This is a genomic window from Streptomyces sp. W16, assembly GCF_033194735.1.
Classification (GTDB): domain Bacteria; phylum Actinomycetota; class Actinomycetes; order Streptomycetales; family Streptomycetaceae; genus Streptomyces.
This window is the reverse complement of sequence record NZ_JAWOAI010000050.1, coordinates 15,759-31,063: the sequence shown is the minus strand read 5'-3', so window position 1 is coordinate 31,063 and position 15,305 is coordinate 15,759. Positions and strand designations below refer to the sequence as shown.

The 15,305-nt window shown below is 68.9% G+C and carries 9 protein-coding genes and 3 pseudogenes; 11 read left to right on the top strand and 1 reads right to left on the bottom strand.

Annotation, left to right across the window (positions count from 1 at the left end; translation table 11 throughout):
• The 5 genes and pseudogenes from R6V09_RS09685 to R6V09_RS09665 form a co-directional block, all read left to right on the top strand.
• Positions 1 to 953 (top strand): (2Fe-2S)-binding protein (locus tag R6V09_RS09685; RefSeq protein WP_317880942.1); only part of this gene is annotated, 953 nt, incomplete at its 5' end.
• Positions 950 to 3,265: a xanthine dehydrogenase family protein molybdopterin-binding subunit gene (locus R6V09_RS09680; protein ID WP_317880941.1), complete on the top strand. Its 2,316-nt coding sequence runs from the start codon at positions 950 to 952 to the stop codon at positions 3,263 to 3,265. The genes R6V09_RS09685 and R6V09_RS09680, both read left to right, overlap by 4 nt.
• Positions 3,266 to 3,309: 44 nt before the next feature.
• Positions 3,310 to 3,841, top strand: a pseudogene (locus R6V09_RS09675) (phosphotransferase).
• A 189-nt stretch (positions 3,842 to 4,030) separates the two neighbouring features.
• Positions 4,031 to 5,206 (top strand): SUKH-4 family immunity protein, encoded by a 1,176-nt coding sequence (locus R6V09_RS09670; protein ID WP_317880940.1) that lies wholly within the window; start codon positions 4,031 to 4,033, stop codon positions 5,204 to 5,206.
• A gap of 149 nt (positions 5,207 to 5,355) precedes the next feature.
• Positions 5,356 to 6,066 carry a DinB family protein gene (locus R6V09_RS09665; RefSeq protein WP_317880939.1) on the top strand — a complete coding sequence of 237 codons (711 nt, stop codon included), beginning with the start codon at positions 5,356 to 5,358 and terminating at the stop codon, positions 6,064 to 6,066.
• Between the two features lies 1 nt (position 6,067).
• On the opposite strand, the gene R6V09_RS09660 is transcribed toward R6V09_RS09665, so the two are convergent.
• Entirely contained in the window at positions 6,068 to 6,466 is a 399-nt protein-coding gene (locus R6V09_RS09660) for an AQJ64_40280 family protein (RefSeq protein WP_317880938.1), read from the bottom strand.
• Between the two features lie 1,150 nt (positions 6,467 to 7,616).
• Here R6V09_RS09660 and R6V09_RS09655 point away from each other — a divergent pair.
• The 6 genes and pseudogenes from R6V09_RS09655 to R6V09_RS09630 all read left to right on the top strand — a co-directional run bounded on the left by R6V09_RS09655 (position 7,617) and on the right by R6V09_RS09630 (position 15,196).
• Positions 7,617 to 8,120, top strand: a complete 504-nt coding sequence (locus tag R6V09_RS09655; protein WP_317880937.1) for a DinB family protein — start codon at positions 7,617 to 7,619, stop codon at positions 8,118 to 8,120.
• Between the two features lie 96 nt (positions 8,121 to 8,216).
• Positions 8,217 to 8,591: pseudogene (locus R6V09_RS09650) on the top strand (helix-turn-helix domain-containing protein); the annotation flags it as partial.
• 956 nt (positions 8,592 to 9,547) lie between these two features.
• Positions 9,548 to 10,063 (top strand): hypothetical protein, encoded by a 516-nt coding sequence (locus R6V09_RS09645; protein WP_317880936.1) that lies wholly within the window; start codon positions 9,548 to 9,550, stop codon positions 10,061 to 10,063.
• Entirely contained in the window at positions 10,056 to 10,667 is a 612-nt protein-coding gene (locus R6V09_RS09640) for a hypothetical protein (RefSeq protein WP_317880935.1), read from the top strand. Before R6V09_RS09645 ends, R6V09_RS09640 begins: the two co-directional genes overlap by 8 nt.
• 234 nt (positions 10,668 to 10,901) lie before the next feature.
• Positions 10,902 to 11,177 (top strand): annotated as a pseudogene (locus tag R6V09_RS09635) (hypothetical protein); the annotation flags it as partial.
• Between the two features lie 320 nt (positions 11,178 to 11,497).
• Positions 11,498 to 15,196: an SGNH/GDSL hydrolase family protein gene (locus tag R6V09_RS09630; RefSeq protein ID WP_317880934.1), complete on the top strand. Its 3,699-nt coding sequence runs from the start codon at positions 11,498 to 11,500 to the stop codon at positions 15,194 to 15,196.
• Positions 15,197 to 15,305 lie beyond the last annotated feature (109 nt).

The following is a 15,305-nucleotide window of genomic DNA, read 5'->3' as shown; positions in this document are numbered from 1 at the left end:
AGGAACCCCAGGGCAGCGACCCGTACGCCCACTCCCGCACCGAGGCCGCCACCGACCCCTACGGCGACGCGCGCGGCGACCGCCACGACGACGCCTCCGCCGAACTCGCCACGGCCGACGCGCAGTCGGCCGATGAGAACGGCGCGGCGGGCGACGATGCGGAAGGGGCCGAGGGGGCTGCTGAGAGGCCCGCTGAGCCGTCCGCGGCGTCCGACGGGTCCGAGGGTGCCGAAGCCGCCCCGGAGGCCGCTGAGGCGCCCGTGACGGCCGCGGATGACGACGCACCGGACGAGGCCGCCGAGCCCGCCCCGAAGATCTCCGGCGACGAACACCCGCTCGCCTCCTACGTGTTGCGCGTCAACGGCGCCGACCGGCCCGTCACCGACGCCTGGATCGGCGAGTCGCTGCTCTACGTGCTGCGCGAACGCCTCGGCCTCGCGGGCGCCAAGGACGGCTGCTCCCAGGGCGAGTGCGGGGCCTGCAACGTCCAGGTCGACGGACGGCTCGTCGCCAGCTGCCTGGTGCCCGCCGTCACCGCCGCGGGCTCCGAGGTCCGTACGGTCGAGGGTCTCGCCGTCGAGGGGCAGCCCTCCGACGTGCAGCGGGCGCTCGCCAAGTGCGGTGCCGTCCAGTGCGGATTCTGCGTGCCCGGGATGGCGATGACCGTGCACGACCTCCTGGAGGGCAACCCCGCGCCCACCGAACTGGAGGCGCGCCAGGCCCTGTGCGGCAACCTGTGCCGCTGCTCCGGCTACCGGGGTGTCCTGGACGCCGTACAGGAAGTCGTCGCCGAACGGGAGGCGCACGCCGCTGCCGCCGAACCTGAGTCGGACGGCGACGAGGCGCGTATTCCCCATCAGGCGGGTCCCGGGGGCGGTGGCGTCCACCAGTCGGCGTTCGAGTCCCCGCGCACGCAGGACCAGGTGTACGGCCAGGACGGAGGTCAGGCGTGAGCAACGAAGCCGCCACCGCGACCACGGAGGCCGCGCCCGCTCCGGAGCATCCGGGCCACGGCCTGGGCGCCTCGCTCCCGGCCGCCGACGCCCGCGCGAAGACCGAGGGCACCTTCCCGTACGCGGCCGACCTGTGGGCCGAGGGCCTCCTGTGGGCGGCCGTCCTGCGCTCACCGCACCCGCACGCGCGCATCGTGTCCGTCGACACGTCCCACGCGCGCGACATGCCGGGTGTACGGGCCGTCATCACCCACGAGGACGTGCCCGGCAGGGACCGCTACGGCCGGGGCACCGCCGACCGCCCGGTGTTCGCCTCCGAAGTGGTGCGCCACCACGGGGAGCCCATCGCCGCGGTCGCCGCCGACCACCCTGACACCGCGCGGATGGCCGCCGCGGCCATCATGGTCGAGTACGAAGTACTCGACCCGGTGACCGACCCCGAGCAGGCCTTCGAGGCCGAACCGCTGCACCCCGACGGCAACCTGATCCGGCACATCCCGCTGCGCCACGGCGACCCGGACGCGGCCGGCGACATCGTCGTCGAGGGCCTGTACCGCATCGGCCGCCAGGACCCCGCCCCCATCGGCGCCGAGGCCGGCCTCGCCGTGCCCCGCCCCGACGGCGGAGTCGAGCTGTACATCGCCTCCACGGACCCGCACACCGACCGCGACACGGCCGCCGCCTGCTTCGGCCTGGAGTCCGACCGCGTGAAGGTCGTCGTCACCGGCGTCCCCGGGGCCACCGCCGACCGCGAGGACCAGGGCTTCCAACTCCCGCTCGGACTGCTGGCGTTGAAGACCGGCTGCCCGGTCAAACTCACCGCCACGCGCGAGGAGTCCTTCCTCGGCCACACCCACCGCCACCCCACGCTCCTGCGCTACCGCCACCACGCCGACGAGGACGGCAGGCTGGTCAAGGTCGAGGCCCAGGTGCTGCTCGACGCGGGCGCCTACGCCGACACCTCCTCGGAGGCCCTGGCCGCCGCCGTCTCCTTCGCCTGCGGCCCGTACGTCGTCCCGAACGCCTTCATCGAGGGCTGGGCCGTCCGCACCAACAACCCGCCTTCGGGTCACGTCCGGGGCGAGGGCGCCATGCAGGTCTGCGCCGCCTACGAGGCGCAGATGGACAAGCTCGCCAAGAAGCTCGCCATGGACCCGGCCGAACTGCGCCTGCGCAACGCCATGGCCACCGGTGACGTCCTCCCGACCGGCCAGACGGTGACCTGCCCGGCACCGGTCGCCGAACTCCTGCAGGCCGTACAGGACTTCCCGCTGCCGCAGCTCCCCAAGGACACCCCCGAGGACGAGTGGCTGCTGCCCGGCGGCCCCGAAGGCGCGGGCGAACCGGGCGCGGTACGCCGGGGCGTCGGCTACGCCCTCGGCATGGTGCACATGCTCGGCGCGGAGGGCGCCGACGAGGTCTCCACGGCCACCGTCAAGGTCCACGACGGCATCGCGACCGTCCTGTGCGCGGCCGTCGAGACCGGCCAGGGCTTCACCACCCTCGCCCGGCAGATCGTCCAGGAGACCCTCGGCATCGACGAGGTGCACGTCGCCCCCGTGGACACCGACCAGCCTCCGGCCGGTCCCGGCTGCCGAAGCCGCCACACCTGGGTCTCGGGCGGCGCGGTCGAACGGGCCGCGAAAATGGTCCGCACGCAGCTCCTGCAGCCCCTGGCGCACAAGTTCGGCATGTCCACCGAGCTCCTCCAGATCACCGACGGCAAGATCACCTCCTACGACGGCGTCCTCTCCACGACCGTCACCGAGGCCCTGGACGGCAAGGAGCTCTGGGCCACCGCCCAGTGCCGCCCGCACCCGACCGAGCCCCTCGACGAGGCGGGCCAGGGCGACGCCTTCGTGGGCCTCGCGTTCTGCGCGATCCGCGCGGTCGTCGACGTGGACATCGAACTGGGCTCGGTGAGGGTCGTCGAGCTGGCCCTCGCCCAGGACGTCGGCCGCATCCTGAACCCGACCCAACTGGTGGCCCGCATCGAGGGCGGCGTCACCCAGGGCGTAGGCATCGCGTTGACGGAAAACCTGCGCACCGCGCGGGGCTTGATCCGCCACCCCGACCTCACGGGCTACGCCCTGCCCACCGCCCTGGACACCCCCGACATCCGGATCGTGAAGCTCGTCGAGGAGCGTGACGTGGTCGCCCCCTTCGGGGCGAAGGCGGTCAGCGCGGTACCGGTGGTCACGTCCCCGGCGGCGATCGCGTCCGCGGTACGTGCGGCTACGGGCCGCCCCGTGAACCGCCTGCCGATCCGCCCGCAGGCGGCGGTCGTGACGAACGGGCAGTACGGGCAGTAGGCGAGCGACTGTCGTTGGAGGGTGTCGTCCTCATCACCGGTGTGATGGCCGCCGGCAAGTCGACGGTCGCGCAGGCGCTGGCCATGGGGGTCCCCCCACGCCTTTAAGGCAGTGGGGGAAGTTGCCGAGGGCCGCGCACGTCCGGGGTGACGCGTTCCGGCGGATGATCGTCTCGGGCCGCGAGGAGTACGTTCCCGGTGCGGGCGGCGAGGGGGAGTCCCAACTCCGCCTGCGGTACCGGCTGTCGGCGGCGACGGCGGACGCGTACGCGGAAGCCGGGTTCACGGCGATCGTCCAGGACGTGGTGCTGGGCGCGGAGTTGCCGGCGTACGTCGACCTGATCCGCACCCGCCCGCTGCACGTGGTCGTCCTCGCACCGACCCCGGCGACCGTGACGGCACGAGAGGCAGGGCGCGGGCGAAGACCGGATACGGCGCGTGGACGGTCGAGGACCTGGACGGCGCGCTGCGGACACGGACCCCGCGCCTCGGCCTCTGGCTGGACAACTCCGGGCTGACGGTGGGGGAGACGGTGGACGCGATCATCGAGGGACGGGAACGTTCACGGGTGGTCTGAGCGTCTGACGGGGTGAGGATGTTTCGGACGTTTCGCGTCCGCCCGCGCTCTGTGAGGCGTTTTCACCGGGTTCTCACCGCGTTTCCGCTGGTCAGGGCGATTGTCAGTGGTGCCGCGTAGTGTTCTGGGCAGTGGGGACGACAGCGGAACGCCGGTGCCGCACGGGGAAGATTCATGCACGGGGGAACAATGAGCAGGACCGACGCCGGTTCCACGGCGACCACGATCACCTTGACCGAGGACGACCTCGATCCGTACGTCACGCACGCGTCGACGCGCCGCTGGCTGACAGGCCCCGGACTGCCGGGTGACAGCGGCCTGTTGACGTTCGAGGAGCTGCGCAGAGAGGGCCTGCGGACGGTCGCGGACTCGCTGGGCGATCCCGACCCGCTGGCGGAGGAGCTCCGGGACCAACTGGTGATAGGCGCGCTCTGGGGAGCCGACGGCGGGGAGGCGGAGTCGATCCTGCTGGACGGCGAGACGGGCGAGATCGCCACGACGTACTTCTTCCACGACCGCCCGGACCTGATGGAGGCCGGCCCGCTGGCCCCGTCGATCGAGACGCTGGCCCGCTTCACCACGACCACCGACGAACTGACCGCCCTGCGCGGCCAGTTCGCGTCCTACGACGGCCGCCACGGCGCACAGACGGTGGCGGAGGCGTCACGCCACTTGCTCACGATCTTCGAGTCGGAGACGGACGGCGAGGTGCCCCCGTTCTGGAAGGCGGCGGCGCTGATCCGCCCGCTGGCCCTGGTCGCGGGCCCCGGCACGACATCGGGGCTGACCCTCGACATCCCGGCCCGCCTGCTGGACCAGGAGTTCGGCCAGGGCACGGTGGCCCGCTTCGAGGAGGTCGACTTCCCCGCCACGCTCACCCACGAGCCGACCCGCCGCTTCCTGCGCGAGACGGGCCTGCCGGAGGACGCGTTCCTCTTCCAGCTGGACACGGACGTCCCGCTCCCCACCCTCTCCGAGTTCTACGAGGACGAGCCCGCCGACGAACTCCCGGCCCGCGCCGACGAGTTGATCCGCCTCGGCTGTCTCGTCGAGGACAACAGCCTGGTGGTGGACGGCGCCACGGGCGAGATCCTGACGTGGAGCGAGCCGGAGGCGACCTTGTCGCCTCTGAACAGGGACGTCTCCACCCTCGCGTTCACCCTCTGGCTGCTCCACCGCGAGAAGGCGATCGACGCGGACCTGTCGGGCGAGCTGACGGCAGAGGCGTACCACCAGTTGGCCACGACGATGCTCCAGACCCTGTCGACGGTGGACCCGACAGGACGGCACGCAGGGGCGGCCGGCCGACGCCACCCGCACTACTGGACGGAGGCGTTCCGGGACGAGGCGGGTGGGGTGCTCTGACGCGTATGCGTATGCGTATGCGTATGCGTACGCGGTCTCGGTCTCGGTCTCGGTCTGCCGAGGAATTCGGTCGCGCCCCACGAGCAGAGCCGTTACCTTCCGCCTGACCGCGGTGAGGTACGAGACGGCACGGGCGAGGGGAACCTGACATGGAGATCGAGGGCGGCGCACGGACCGACCGACTGGGCTTGCTGCTGGAGCAGTTCGACAAGGCCCGGGAGATGGCCCAGGTCCGGCTGACGGGACTCGGCGACGAGGAGTACCTCTGGGAGCCGGCCCCCGACTGCTGGTCCCTCCGCCGCCGGAGCGAGGCGCTGACACCGAGGGCGTTCGGACCGGGCGAGTGGGTCCTCGACCTGGGCGCGCCGGACATCCCGGCGAGCGAGTACGCCGAGGTCGCCCGCCAGGCCGCCGACGGCATGACCGTCACCAAGATCGCCGACGACTGGAGCGTGAGCGTCGAACGGGTCGAGCAGGTCCTCGCCCACACAGGCGAGCCGGAACCCGACAAGACCCCGATCACGACCATCGCGTGGCGCCTGGGCCACCTGCACTTCCAGTTCGCGGGCGCGTGGGAGTGGACGTTCGGTGAGCGGCGCCGGGACCCGAAGCAGATGGTCGACTTCACGCCCTCGGCGGCCCTGACGCTGGACCGGTTCTGGCCGGTGATCGACCGCTGGCGGGCAGCCGTAGTCGCCGTCACGGAGGAGGACCTCGACACTGTCGGCTTCTCCCAGTACCCGTACGGTTCCGACCCCGACGATCCGTACATCGCTGTTGTGGCGGGAGCCAACCTGGAGTTCATCCACCACATGGCGGAGATCGCACTGCTGCGGGATCTGTGGCGGGCGCGGATGTGAGTCAGGTACGGGGCTGAGCACTCCACACGTTCTGGAGAGCCGCCTGCACACCCTCCCCGAGCACCGCACGCGTCGTCATCTCGCCCGGCAGCGTGGGCAGTTCGGCCCAGTGGGTCACGGTCTCGGCGCTGGCGAGGCCGTAGGGAAGCCGGACGACCCCGTCGGAGTCGACGAAGCAGTCCCTGTGCTCCGTCCCGTCCGCACCGAAGTGCAGAGCCGTGAAGTACATCGGCCGCACGAGCCAGAATTCCTCACCCGGCGCGGCGCTGGACTCGGTTCCGGACTCGGCGCCGCTGTCCGCCGGATACCGACCGGTGATCGCCGCCGCGACCGGCGTACCGCTCCGGGGCAGCCTGTCGCGTGCGTCGACCCATGTCACCACGGTGTCCAGATTCGCCATCTCCACGTCTCCACGTCTCCACATCCCTACGCCCGACAAGACGGCCGGAAGCCCACGAAGGTTGCGTCGGCCGGTGCAGGGGCGGGTAGCACTGGCTTCCTTTGCGCTGGGTGGCGTAAGTCGCCGCCGCGGACGTGCAGTTGACCCGCGGGTTGCCGGCGGACACCGACTGCTCCAGGCGCTGCAGGACACTGAAGGCATCCTCGTCATCGACACCGTTCTTCCAAACAGGCGGCTCCGCCGATCATGTCGATACGCCAGGTTTCGCTACCCTCGCAAGGCCGCAAGCAGTGCATTCCTGGTTCGCCACTCGGCCCGCCACCCGTTCGCAAGGGCGGATTCGCCACCCAAATCGGGGCAAGTTCCTTGAGGGAATCTTGACAGTGCTTGAGCAACAGCGCTGACTTGCGGTTATCTCGTCTGGTGCGTCGGGCGACTCGGTTGCCCGGCGCTACAGGCCTCTGCGCAAGCAGAAGGCCCGGCTCCGGGATGCACCCCGGAGCCGGGCCGATGCGCGGGGCAAGGGTGGGTCCGGCCGAGTAAGCAGCGGTCGGGCCCACTCGCCCTGACCGGCCGTCCGGCTCACCCTCTTACGCGTCACATGAAGTGCTCGACGCATCCCGCAATGGCAGTGACCGCCGTCAGGAACAAGGCCGCTAACTGCACCCAGTCCGACCTCTGGTGTGGCCGTCGGCGACTTCTCCGTTTCGTCGATCGCTCCATCTCGCCGATCTCCCATCTCTCTGAGTTCCCAAGCTCGTTGGGACCTGCCGATCCGGCAGGCGTTCCAGGAGAGACGCATCGGACTGTGGCAACTTACCGGCGCGCCAGGTGTCCGCACGACCGGACGCCACTGTTCGCCAGGGTTCGCCAGTCTTAACTCCGGGGAGCGCCACGCACCCGGCATGGGAGGTGGGCGGAGGAGAGCGAGTGTCGGGGGCGGTGAGCCCGCACGGGACCGAGCGGACGGGGCTGATGGTCTTGCGCTGGAACGGCCGTCCGTACTGCCGGCCTGTACTGCTGCCGGCTGTGTCGGCTCCCTGCGGGCAGTCTGGCGCTCTGTGGAGCCCCCCTCGCGTCAGGCGCGGTTCCGTGTCCACTCCCCGGACCCTGGTGACCCCGCAGGCCGGGCCTTTGCCATGATCGCTCGATGACGGATTACCAGCGGATACCCCCTTCCAAGGTGGCCGACGACCGGATGTCGCTCATCTCGTTCCTCGACTATCAGCGTGCCACTTTGGCCATGAAGTGCCAGGGCCTGACTGGTGACCAGCTGAAGCGGAGAGCTGTTCCGACCTCCAGTCTTACCCTCCTCGGCCTCGTCCGGCACGCGGCCGAGGTGGAGACCGGCTGGTTCCGCTTCGTACTGAACCGAGAACAGCTCACGCCCCGGTGGCCGGCGGTCGACGGCGTCCTCGGGGAGTTCCTCGTGACCGACGCGGACGACGACGAGGCGTTCACGTTGTGGCGACAGGCGTGTGAAGACTCCCGCGCGGTCACGGAGTCCTTCGACTCCCTCGACGACACGGTTGTCTTCCGGGGCGAGACCATCTCGCTGCGGTATGTCCTGATCCACATGATCGAGGAGTACGCCCGTCACAACGGTCATGCAGACCTGCTGCGCGAAGCGATCGACGGGGCGGTCGGCGAGTAGGGCGACAGGCGGGTCGGATCCGACCCGCCAATCCGAACCGGTGGACCTGGGTTGGTGGCTGTTCCAAGGGTGCGCGCAGTGCGAGATGATCACGCCATGGCCGGTGTGATCGCAGCGTCGGAACCGTCCTGGATGTCCTCGTTCACCGGGCTGGGCCCAGGCCAATTCCGCAAGCTGGTTACCGCGCTACGGCGCGAGGGGGTGGAGGCGGCGCGGCGGGGCCGACCGTGGAGGCTGCCGCTGGAAGACCGCGTCCTGCTAGTTGCCGCCTACTGGTGCACGAACTTGACGATGCGCCAACTCGCTCCGCTGTTCGGTGTCTCGAAGTCTGCTGCCGACCGAGTCATCAACCATCTCGGCCCCCTGCTCGCGCTCCAGCCGCGTCGCCGATTCCGCAAGGACACCGTACTGATCGTGGACGGAACCCTGGTCCCCACCCGCGACCACACTGTGGGGAAGCAGGAGCACAACTGCTTACATCGCAAGGTCCGCGCCCGCGTCGGCCGTCGGCGATGCCGATGTGCCCAAACGAGCTGATGTTCCAGAACACGAAGGCGCCCTTGGGCGGGGTCCGCGATGTCGTTCTCGCCGATCGGGCTGAATGCCTCCAGCAGTAGGTCCTCGGACAGCTGCGACGGCTCTTCCTTCGCCGCGTCCAGCAGGCCGTCGCGGGCAGGGGTGATCTCACTCATGGCATGCCTCCATGCAGGTGGGTGGGGGAGTCGCGGAGTGGCCGGCTGACCCGGCGGCCCCGCTGACCATCACGCTGCCCCACCTGCCAGGCCCCGCGCACCTGTTGACTCCCCTGCTCCTGCCCCGAGTGGGAGAGGAAACCCCCTGGCCTGAGTTGGTCGAGCACCGCGCCGTGCGGGACGTGAAACAAGAAGGGTCCGGCGGAAGGCCGGAGCACAGGCGGGGAGCAGGGGGCGAGCCGGCGGGTGGGTGTGTCGGCTCGGCCGGTCAGGCGGTGCGGCGGGTTGTGGTGGTGGCCTGCTGCGGCCCATGAGTTCGCAGTTGGCGGCACGGACGATCACGCCATGACCGACGGCGACAGGGAAGATCGCGGAGCTCCCGTCGGGCCTTACAACTACCTGATCTTGAAGCGTGAGAACGCCTCAGCCTTGGTGGTTATGGGACTCCTGTTTCAGTCGTTCCGTTCCAGGAGGTTCCGTTCCGGTTTGTTGATCGGAGGTGGATGATCATCAGCTCACAGCCATCTTTTGACATGTCCTTGATGATTCCTTTAATCGGCAACTTTCAGTCATGTACGCGCCACCCCCTGTCGACAGATCCACTTCGCGCCTAAGTTGGCACCGGCATTTCAAACGTTTGTGCGGATTGAGTGGGGCTCGGGGGTGTCCTCCGGGAGGCGCCTGACCAGCGCCATCAATCCGTATTCGTCGTGCTTCAAGGGGGAGTCAGTAACCATGTTCAAGCTCAGGGCAAGTCTGCGTGCTGTCACCGTTGCCGCGGTGCTGGTCTCAGGCCTGGTGGCTGTACCGCAGGCGGTGGCCGCCGGCCGGCCTGCCGTACCGGTCGCAAAGACGGCTGATGCGGCCACCCGGGCCATCGCCAAGGCCGACCCGCAACCCGCGTCGGCCGCGGCCACGGTGTGCGGGACCGGGTACAGCCTGTTCCGTGCTGTACCGCTTCCGGAGGGGACGGACCCCAATCAGCGGCTGGCCATGCTGTTCTCCTACGAGAACAACGGCAAGGGCTGCGTCATCCTCGACAACAATGTCGGGAAGTCGCAGTACATGTACTTGCACGTGTGCAAAGTGGACAACACCGGCTGCTCCACGGACTCGGGGAACTTCAGCGAATACGCCGGCCCTCTCTACGTGGCCAGCGCTGTCTGCGCACCCGTGACTGCGAAGATGGGCGCGACTTCCAGCAGTTTGTACATCAACTACGCGACCGAGTACATGTTTTCCTGTGACTGAGAACCTGCCCGGCAGAACCCGGGCCTCCGCACGCTTCCTGTTAGTGGCGATAGCCGCAGGGCCGCTTGCTCTGACCGCCTGCGGCAACGAGGGAAGCCACCAGGCCGACACGTCGTCCAAACCGCACTCCTCGGCAACTGCCGCGGCCGTGGCCAAGCCGTCAGGCACGGCTGGCGCCCCCAATGAGGCAGCGCAGAACGCGGCCGCTCAACGCGCGGCCGCCGCCCCCAGTGGAGATCCCGTCCAGCCGACGAACACGGCTGTCCCCGATCCCAAGGACTACGGATTCGGGAAGGCCGCGGCCACGGCAGCGCACGGTGAGGTCGTCGCGTACACGCCTCGCCTGGTGTCGGGACGGGTCGTGGTACCGCTGACCTTCCACAACAGCAGTGACGAACGCCTGGCTTACACCGTCACCGTGACGGTCGTGGGTGGCAAGCAGAAGTCCCCGTTCTCGGTCGTCGAGAAGGCCGGCAATGTCTGGCCGGGCACCACGTGGCCGACCCAGGCGGACATCACGGTCTCCGGCGCCACGGCGGGGACGAGCGACGCGAAGATCAGCTTGAAGGTCGTCCAGTACGACCCGTTCGCAGACACCCACTGACCTGTCACTCACACCTCTCGGCGTCACCCGCGCCTCGCACGTCGTGCGTAGTGCCACCGGCTCAACTCCTAAGTTCCCGTCCGCCCTTCAGGCCATTTCCGGCCGGGGCGGGCGGCCCCACTCGTGCCCGGTCGGAGGCCCCTGAGGCCATCGTCTGTGCGGCCCTCGACACCACCGGCGACACCCCCGGGAATGCCACCGCCCGGCCCTCACGACCTTCGTGAGCCATGGGCGGGCGGAAACCGGCAGCTCAAACGCGCCATGTACCTCTCCGCGTTCGCCTGCATGAACGCCGACCCTGCCTCCCGCACCCACTGCGACCGCCGGCGAGGTCGCGGAAAAACCCACGCCCAGGCCCTCCTCCGCCTGACCCCTCAACGCATCAGCGTCCTGTTCGCCATGCCCCGAGAAGGCACACCGAAGCCGGGCGCCCTGCCGGAGGACATAGAGGCCCCCGCACCCCCGCACTCAACCAGTCGCACTCCTGACGGAAATGGTTCAATTCTGTGAGATACAGCAAAAAAGCACGGATGTCTTTAGCTGCAATAGCAGCCGGAGGTGTCCTGGTCGGACTCCTCCAGTCGACCGCGTCGGGCCTTGAGCAGCAGTCCACGGACGCCCCTCCGACAAGCACACACCCGGCACACGATTCCACCGCCAGACCCCCCACCAGAATCGCAAAACCGGCCGGAACGTTCGGTTCGGACTGGAAGACGTCCACAGACCGGGCCGTCACCGCAGCCGCGGACAGCGACGGCCTCCATCTGCTGGTCGCCGACAGCGCATCCGCGTACACATGGAAGACCGCGGCGGTTCTGAACGAACCGGGCATGCCCGGTGACACCTGGATCGGCAACGCGTGCGTCATCGACCACGCCCATGCGGCGGTCGTCTACGCCCCGCGCACCTTCACCAACCACCCCGACATGATGCTCGGGGGAGCCTTCACGGCGATCGTCGATCTCGACAAGGGAGTGGTGAACAAGCTTGCGTTCACCGCGTCTCTCGCCTACTTCGATCCCACCTGCAACCCGGCCGCGCACACGGCGGCGTTCACCTCGCAGCGGGACGACGAGTCACGGCTGATGACGGTGGACACGTACGGCCGCACCGTGGCCGACACCGTCGCACAGGGGCAGGTCACCTCCCCGGTCCCCGTGAGCGACGGTGTGATCGCGGCGCTCGGCAACCAGCTCGTGCACATCGACCGCAAAGGCAGCACGAAAACCCTCGTCAGGACCAGCCGGGCCCCGTACGACATTCACGCGCTTCCGGGCGGGAAGATCGCTTTCCTCGACCGTACGGGCGACACCACGACACACGCCAAGACATACACAGCGGGCAAGGTCGCCACTGTCGCCACCGGCAAGGTGGAGCAGCTCGCCCTGAAGCAGGCCGGCACCAGCCGGGTGTTCCTCACCGGCAAGCCTTCCGGCGCGACGCGTCTGTCGGGCAGCGGGGTGAGCCTGTTGGACGCGCCGGCAGAAGCCGACGTGTCGAGCCTGGGCCGACTGGCCGTCAACCCCGTCCTCTCCGATGCCGTCCAGAGGGGTCTGGACAACGTCAAGAACGCGGGCAAGGGCTTCACCAAGGGTGGTGAGCCCGTTCCCGCCGAGCCCGGCCACGCCCTCACCGTCACCGGCGTCGCGACAGCCACGGGGAAGCCCACCACCCAGCTCGCCGCCGAGCCCGGCGCGGCAGTGGGGGGCGCCAAGCTGTCCCCGGCCCTGGCCGGCACTCCCAGCGCCAAGGCATCGGCAGCCGCGGCCAGTATCGAGAACGACCCGGTGGACACCGACCGCTGGTGCTCGGTCCCCCGCAACGACGTCGGTCAGCTGGCCCTGCAGCCCACCCCCAACCAGGTGGAATGGGCCGTGGACATGGCAGTCCGCGGAAACCTGCGCTCCAACTACCTCACCCAGGGCGGCTGGCGCTCACAGACCGGTATCGGCACGATCGACCCGCAGGGCCTGTTCCCCATCCCGACCCTGAACGGCGGCAACGGCAGCGGCCGTATCCCAGCCCAGGTCGAACTCGGCATCCTGGCCCAGGAGTCCAACCTGTGGCAGGCGGAACAAGGCTCCATCCCGGGGCAGATGGGCAACCCGCTCGCCGCGGTCGACGGCTTCTACGGCCATGACGGCAAAGCGACCACGCCGGCCGCCCACTGGAAGATCAACTGGACGAAGTCCGACTGCGGCTACGGAGTCGGCCAGGTCACCGACGGCATGCGTCTGGCCGGTTACGAGAAGACCGACGACAACGGGCACAAGGAGACCGCCCTGTCGCCAACCCTGCAAAAGGCCGTGGCGCTCGACTACGCCACCAACATCGCCGCCTCGCTGAAGATCCTCGCCGACAAATGGAACGAGGTCCACACCAGCGGCCAGATGGTCACCGCCAACAACGACGACCCCGCGAAGCCGGAGAACTGGTTCACCGCCGTATGGAACTACAACCTCGGCTTCAACAAACCCGGAGCGGACACCAACTGGGGCCTGGGCTGGTTCAACAACCCCGCGAACCCCGACTACCCGCCCACCCGTAAAGCCTTCATGAACACCGACCTCGACGCGTTGGCCATCAAGGACGCCGCGCATCCGCAGGACTGGCCGTACGAGGAGAAGGTGCTGGGATGGGCCTCCTGGTCCATGGACAGTGGCCACTCCTATGCCACTTCCGGCCGTCAGGACTGGCCGGGCGAGTCCGGATTCTCCTCCGCCGGCTTCCGCCCCGCGTACTGGAACGGCACCGACCGGACCGTCGTGGACATCAACAGTGCGAAGTACAACCGGGCGCACGCCAACCCGACGCTCGACACGTTCTGCAACACCAAGAACAACTGCAGCGCGACCAGTCCACCCGACTGCCCGGACGCGGACTGCTACAAGCAGTACTGGTGGCACGAGTCCAACGTCACCTGGAAGTCCGACTGCGCCACCACCTGCGGCTTCGAGAACATCAAGTACGTGACCCTGATCAGTGAGCCCGGCCGCGGTACCCGCCTGCAGTACGGAACCCCGCTCTGCTCCGGCGCGGCCAACGACGGCCGGCCCAACGGCTCCTGGCTGGTCGATTCCGTACCCGACGCCACCGAGACCTGGAGCAGCTGCGGGAAGTCCTATTCGAGTGGAACCTTCAAGTTCGCCTTCAACGCGGACCCGGCCGCAACCGGTCCCGGCCTCGGCCCGTTCGAGTCCAAGGCCGATCTGCATCAGGTCGGCGGTGGCTACCAGGGGCACTACTGGTACACGCACACCCGCGATACGCCCCATCTCGGTGGCGACGACGGGCCGATGACCATGAAGGGCACCTGGACGCTCAACCAGAACCTCAGCTGGGCCCGCGTCCTGGTGTATCTGCCCGACACCGGCGCCCAGACCCGGCAGGCCACCTATACCGTCGGGGGCTCGGACAGCACCAGCCCGGACAGGGTCGTACTGCAGCGCGCCGGCGGCTGGGTCAGCATCGGGGCGTTCCACTTCACCGGGACGCCGAAAGTGTCCTTGTCGAACTCGACGGCGGACGGCACAGGGGACGAGGACATCGCGTGGGACGCGGTGGCCTTCCAGCCCCTCACCGGAAAGCCGGCGAACTCCATCGTGGCAATGGGCGACTCCTACTCTTCGGGCGAGGGCGCCAGCGGGGCCGGCGGCACGGACTTCTTCCCGGAGACCGACCACATGGACAATGTGAACAGCGATTTGATCGACAAGTGCCACCGCTCCAAGCTCGCCTGGTCCCGGCAGGCGACGCTGCCCGGCTCCAGCATGTCCATCGGAGCCCTGGCCGACAGCCTGGACACACAGACGGACTACCACTTCATCGCCTGCTCAGGTGCCCGCACCTACAACATTCTCACCAGCGGGCAGTCCCACGAAGTGCCCCAGCTCTACGCCGGCTATCTCGACCAGAACACCACCCTGGTCACCCTGTCGGTCGGCGGCAACGACGCCAGGTTCTCGGATGTGTTCACGCAATGCGCATACGGCGCTGGAACGGAGCAGTGCCAGAACACGGCGATAGGGAACAAGGACCCGATCACAGGCGAGGACGTTGCCGGAGACACCGGACCGCTCAAGGACTGGGCTCCCACGTGGCTGCACGACCAGGTCCGGCCACGCATCAGGGCGGTGCTGACGCGGATTCACGATGTGGCGCCGAACGCGAAGATCATCCTCATGGGCTACCCGGAGCTGCTGTCGGGGGCCAAGGACTGCGTGGCGGGAATCGGCATGGAAGAGGAGGCTCCCTGGCTGAACTCGGTCGCGGACATGCTGGACACGGAGATGGGCGGCGCCGCGTCGGACGCCAAGTCCCAGGACGGGATCAACGCGGTGTTCGCTGATCCCCGCAACACGTTCTACGGCAAGACGGTGTGCGGTAATCCGGAGTATGTGAACGGCATCGTGGAAAACGGACGATCCCAGGCGGACGCCGAATCACCCAAGCCCGCGATGGCGTCGTTCCATCCGAAGATCGCGGGAGCCCGTCTCTACGCCGACGTGCTGCAGCAGTATCTGCCGTAGGGGAGTGAGGAAGTCCGGGGAAGGGGCCGAGTTCCAGGCCCTTCCCCCGGGCCGGGGGCCCCAGTACACGTACTCGGGCCCCGGCCGTCCCCACCCCCGAGTGTCTAAT

Excerpts from the sequence above, each read along its gene's own strand:
- R6V09_RS09670 (WP_317880940.1), top strand. The coding sequence starts at position 4,031 with ATGAGCAGGACCGACGCCGGTTCCACGGCGACCACGATCACCTTGACC.
- R6V09_RS09665 (WP_317880939.1), top strand. The coding sequence starts at position 5,356 with ATGGAGATCGAGGGCGGCGCACGGACCGACCGACTGGGCTTGCTGCTG.
- R6V09_RS09660 (WP_317880938.1), bottom strand. The coding sequence starts at position 6,466 with ATGGCGAATCTGGACACCGTGGTGACATGGGTCGACGCACGCGACAGG.
- R6V09_RS09655 (WP_317880937.1), top strand. The coding sequence starts at position 7,617 with ATGACGGATTACCAGCGGATACCCCCTTCCAAGGTGGCCGACGACCGG.
- R6V09_RS09645 (WP_317880936.1), top strand. The coding sequence starts at position 9,548 with ATGTTCAAGCTCAGGGCAAGTCTGCGTGCTGTCACCGTTGCCGCGGTG.
- R6V09_RS09630 (WP_317880934.1), top strand. The coding sequence starts at position 11,498 with ATGCCCGGTGACACCTGGATCGGCAACGCGTGCGTCATCGACCACGCC.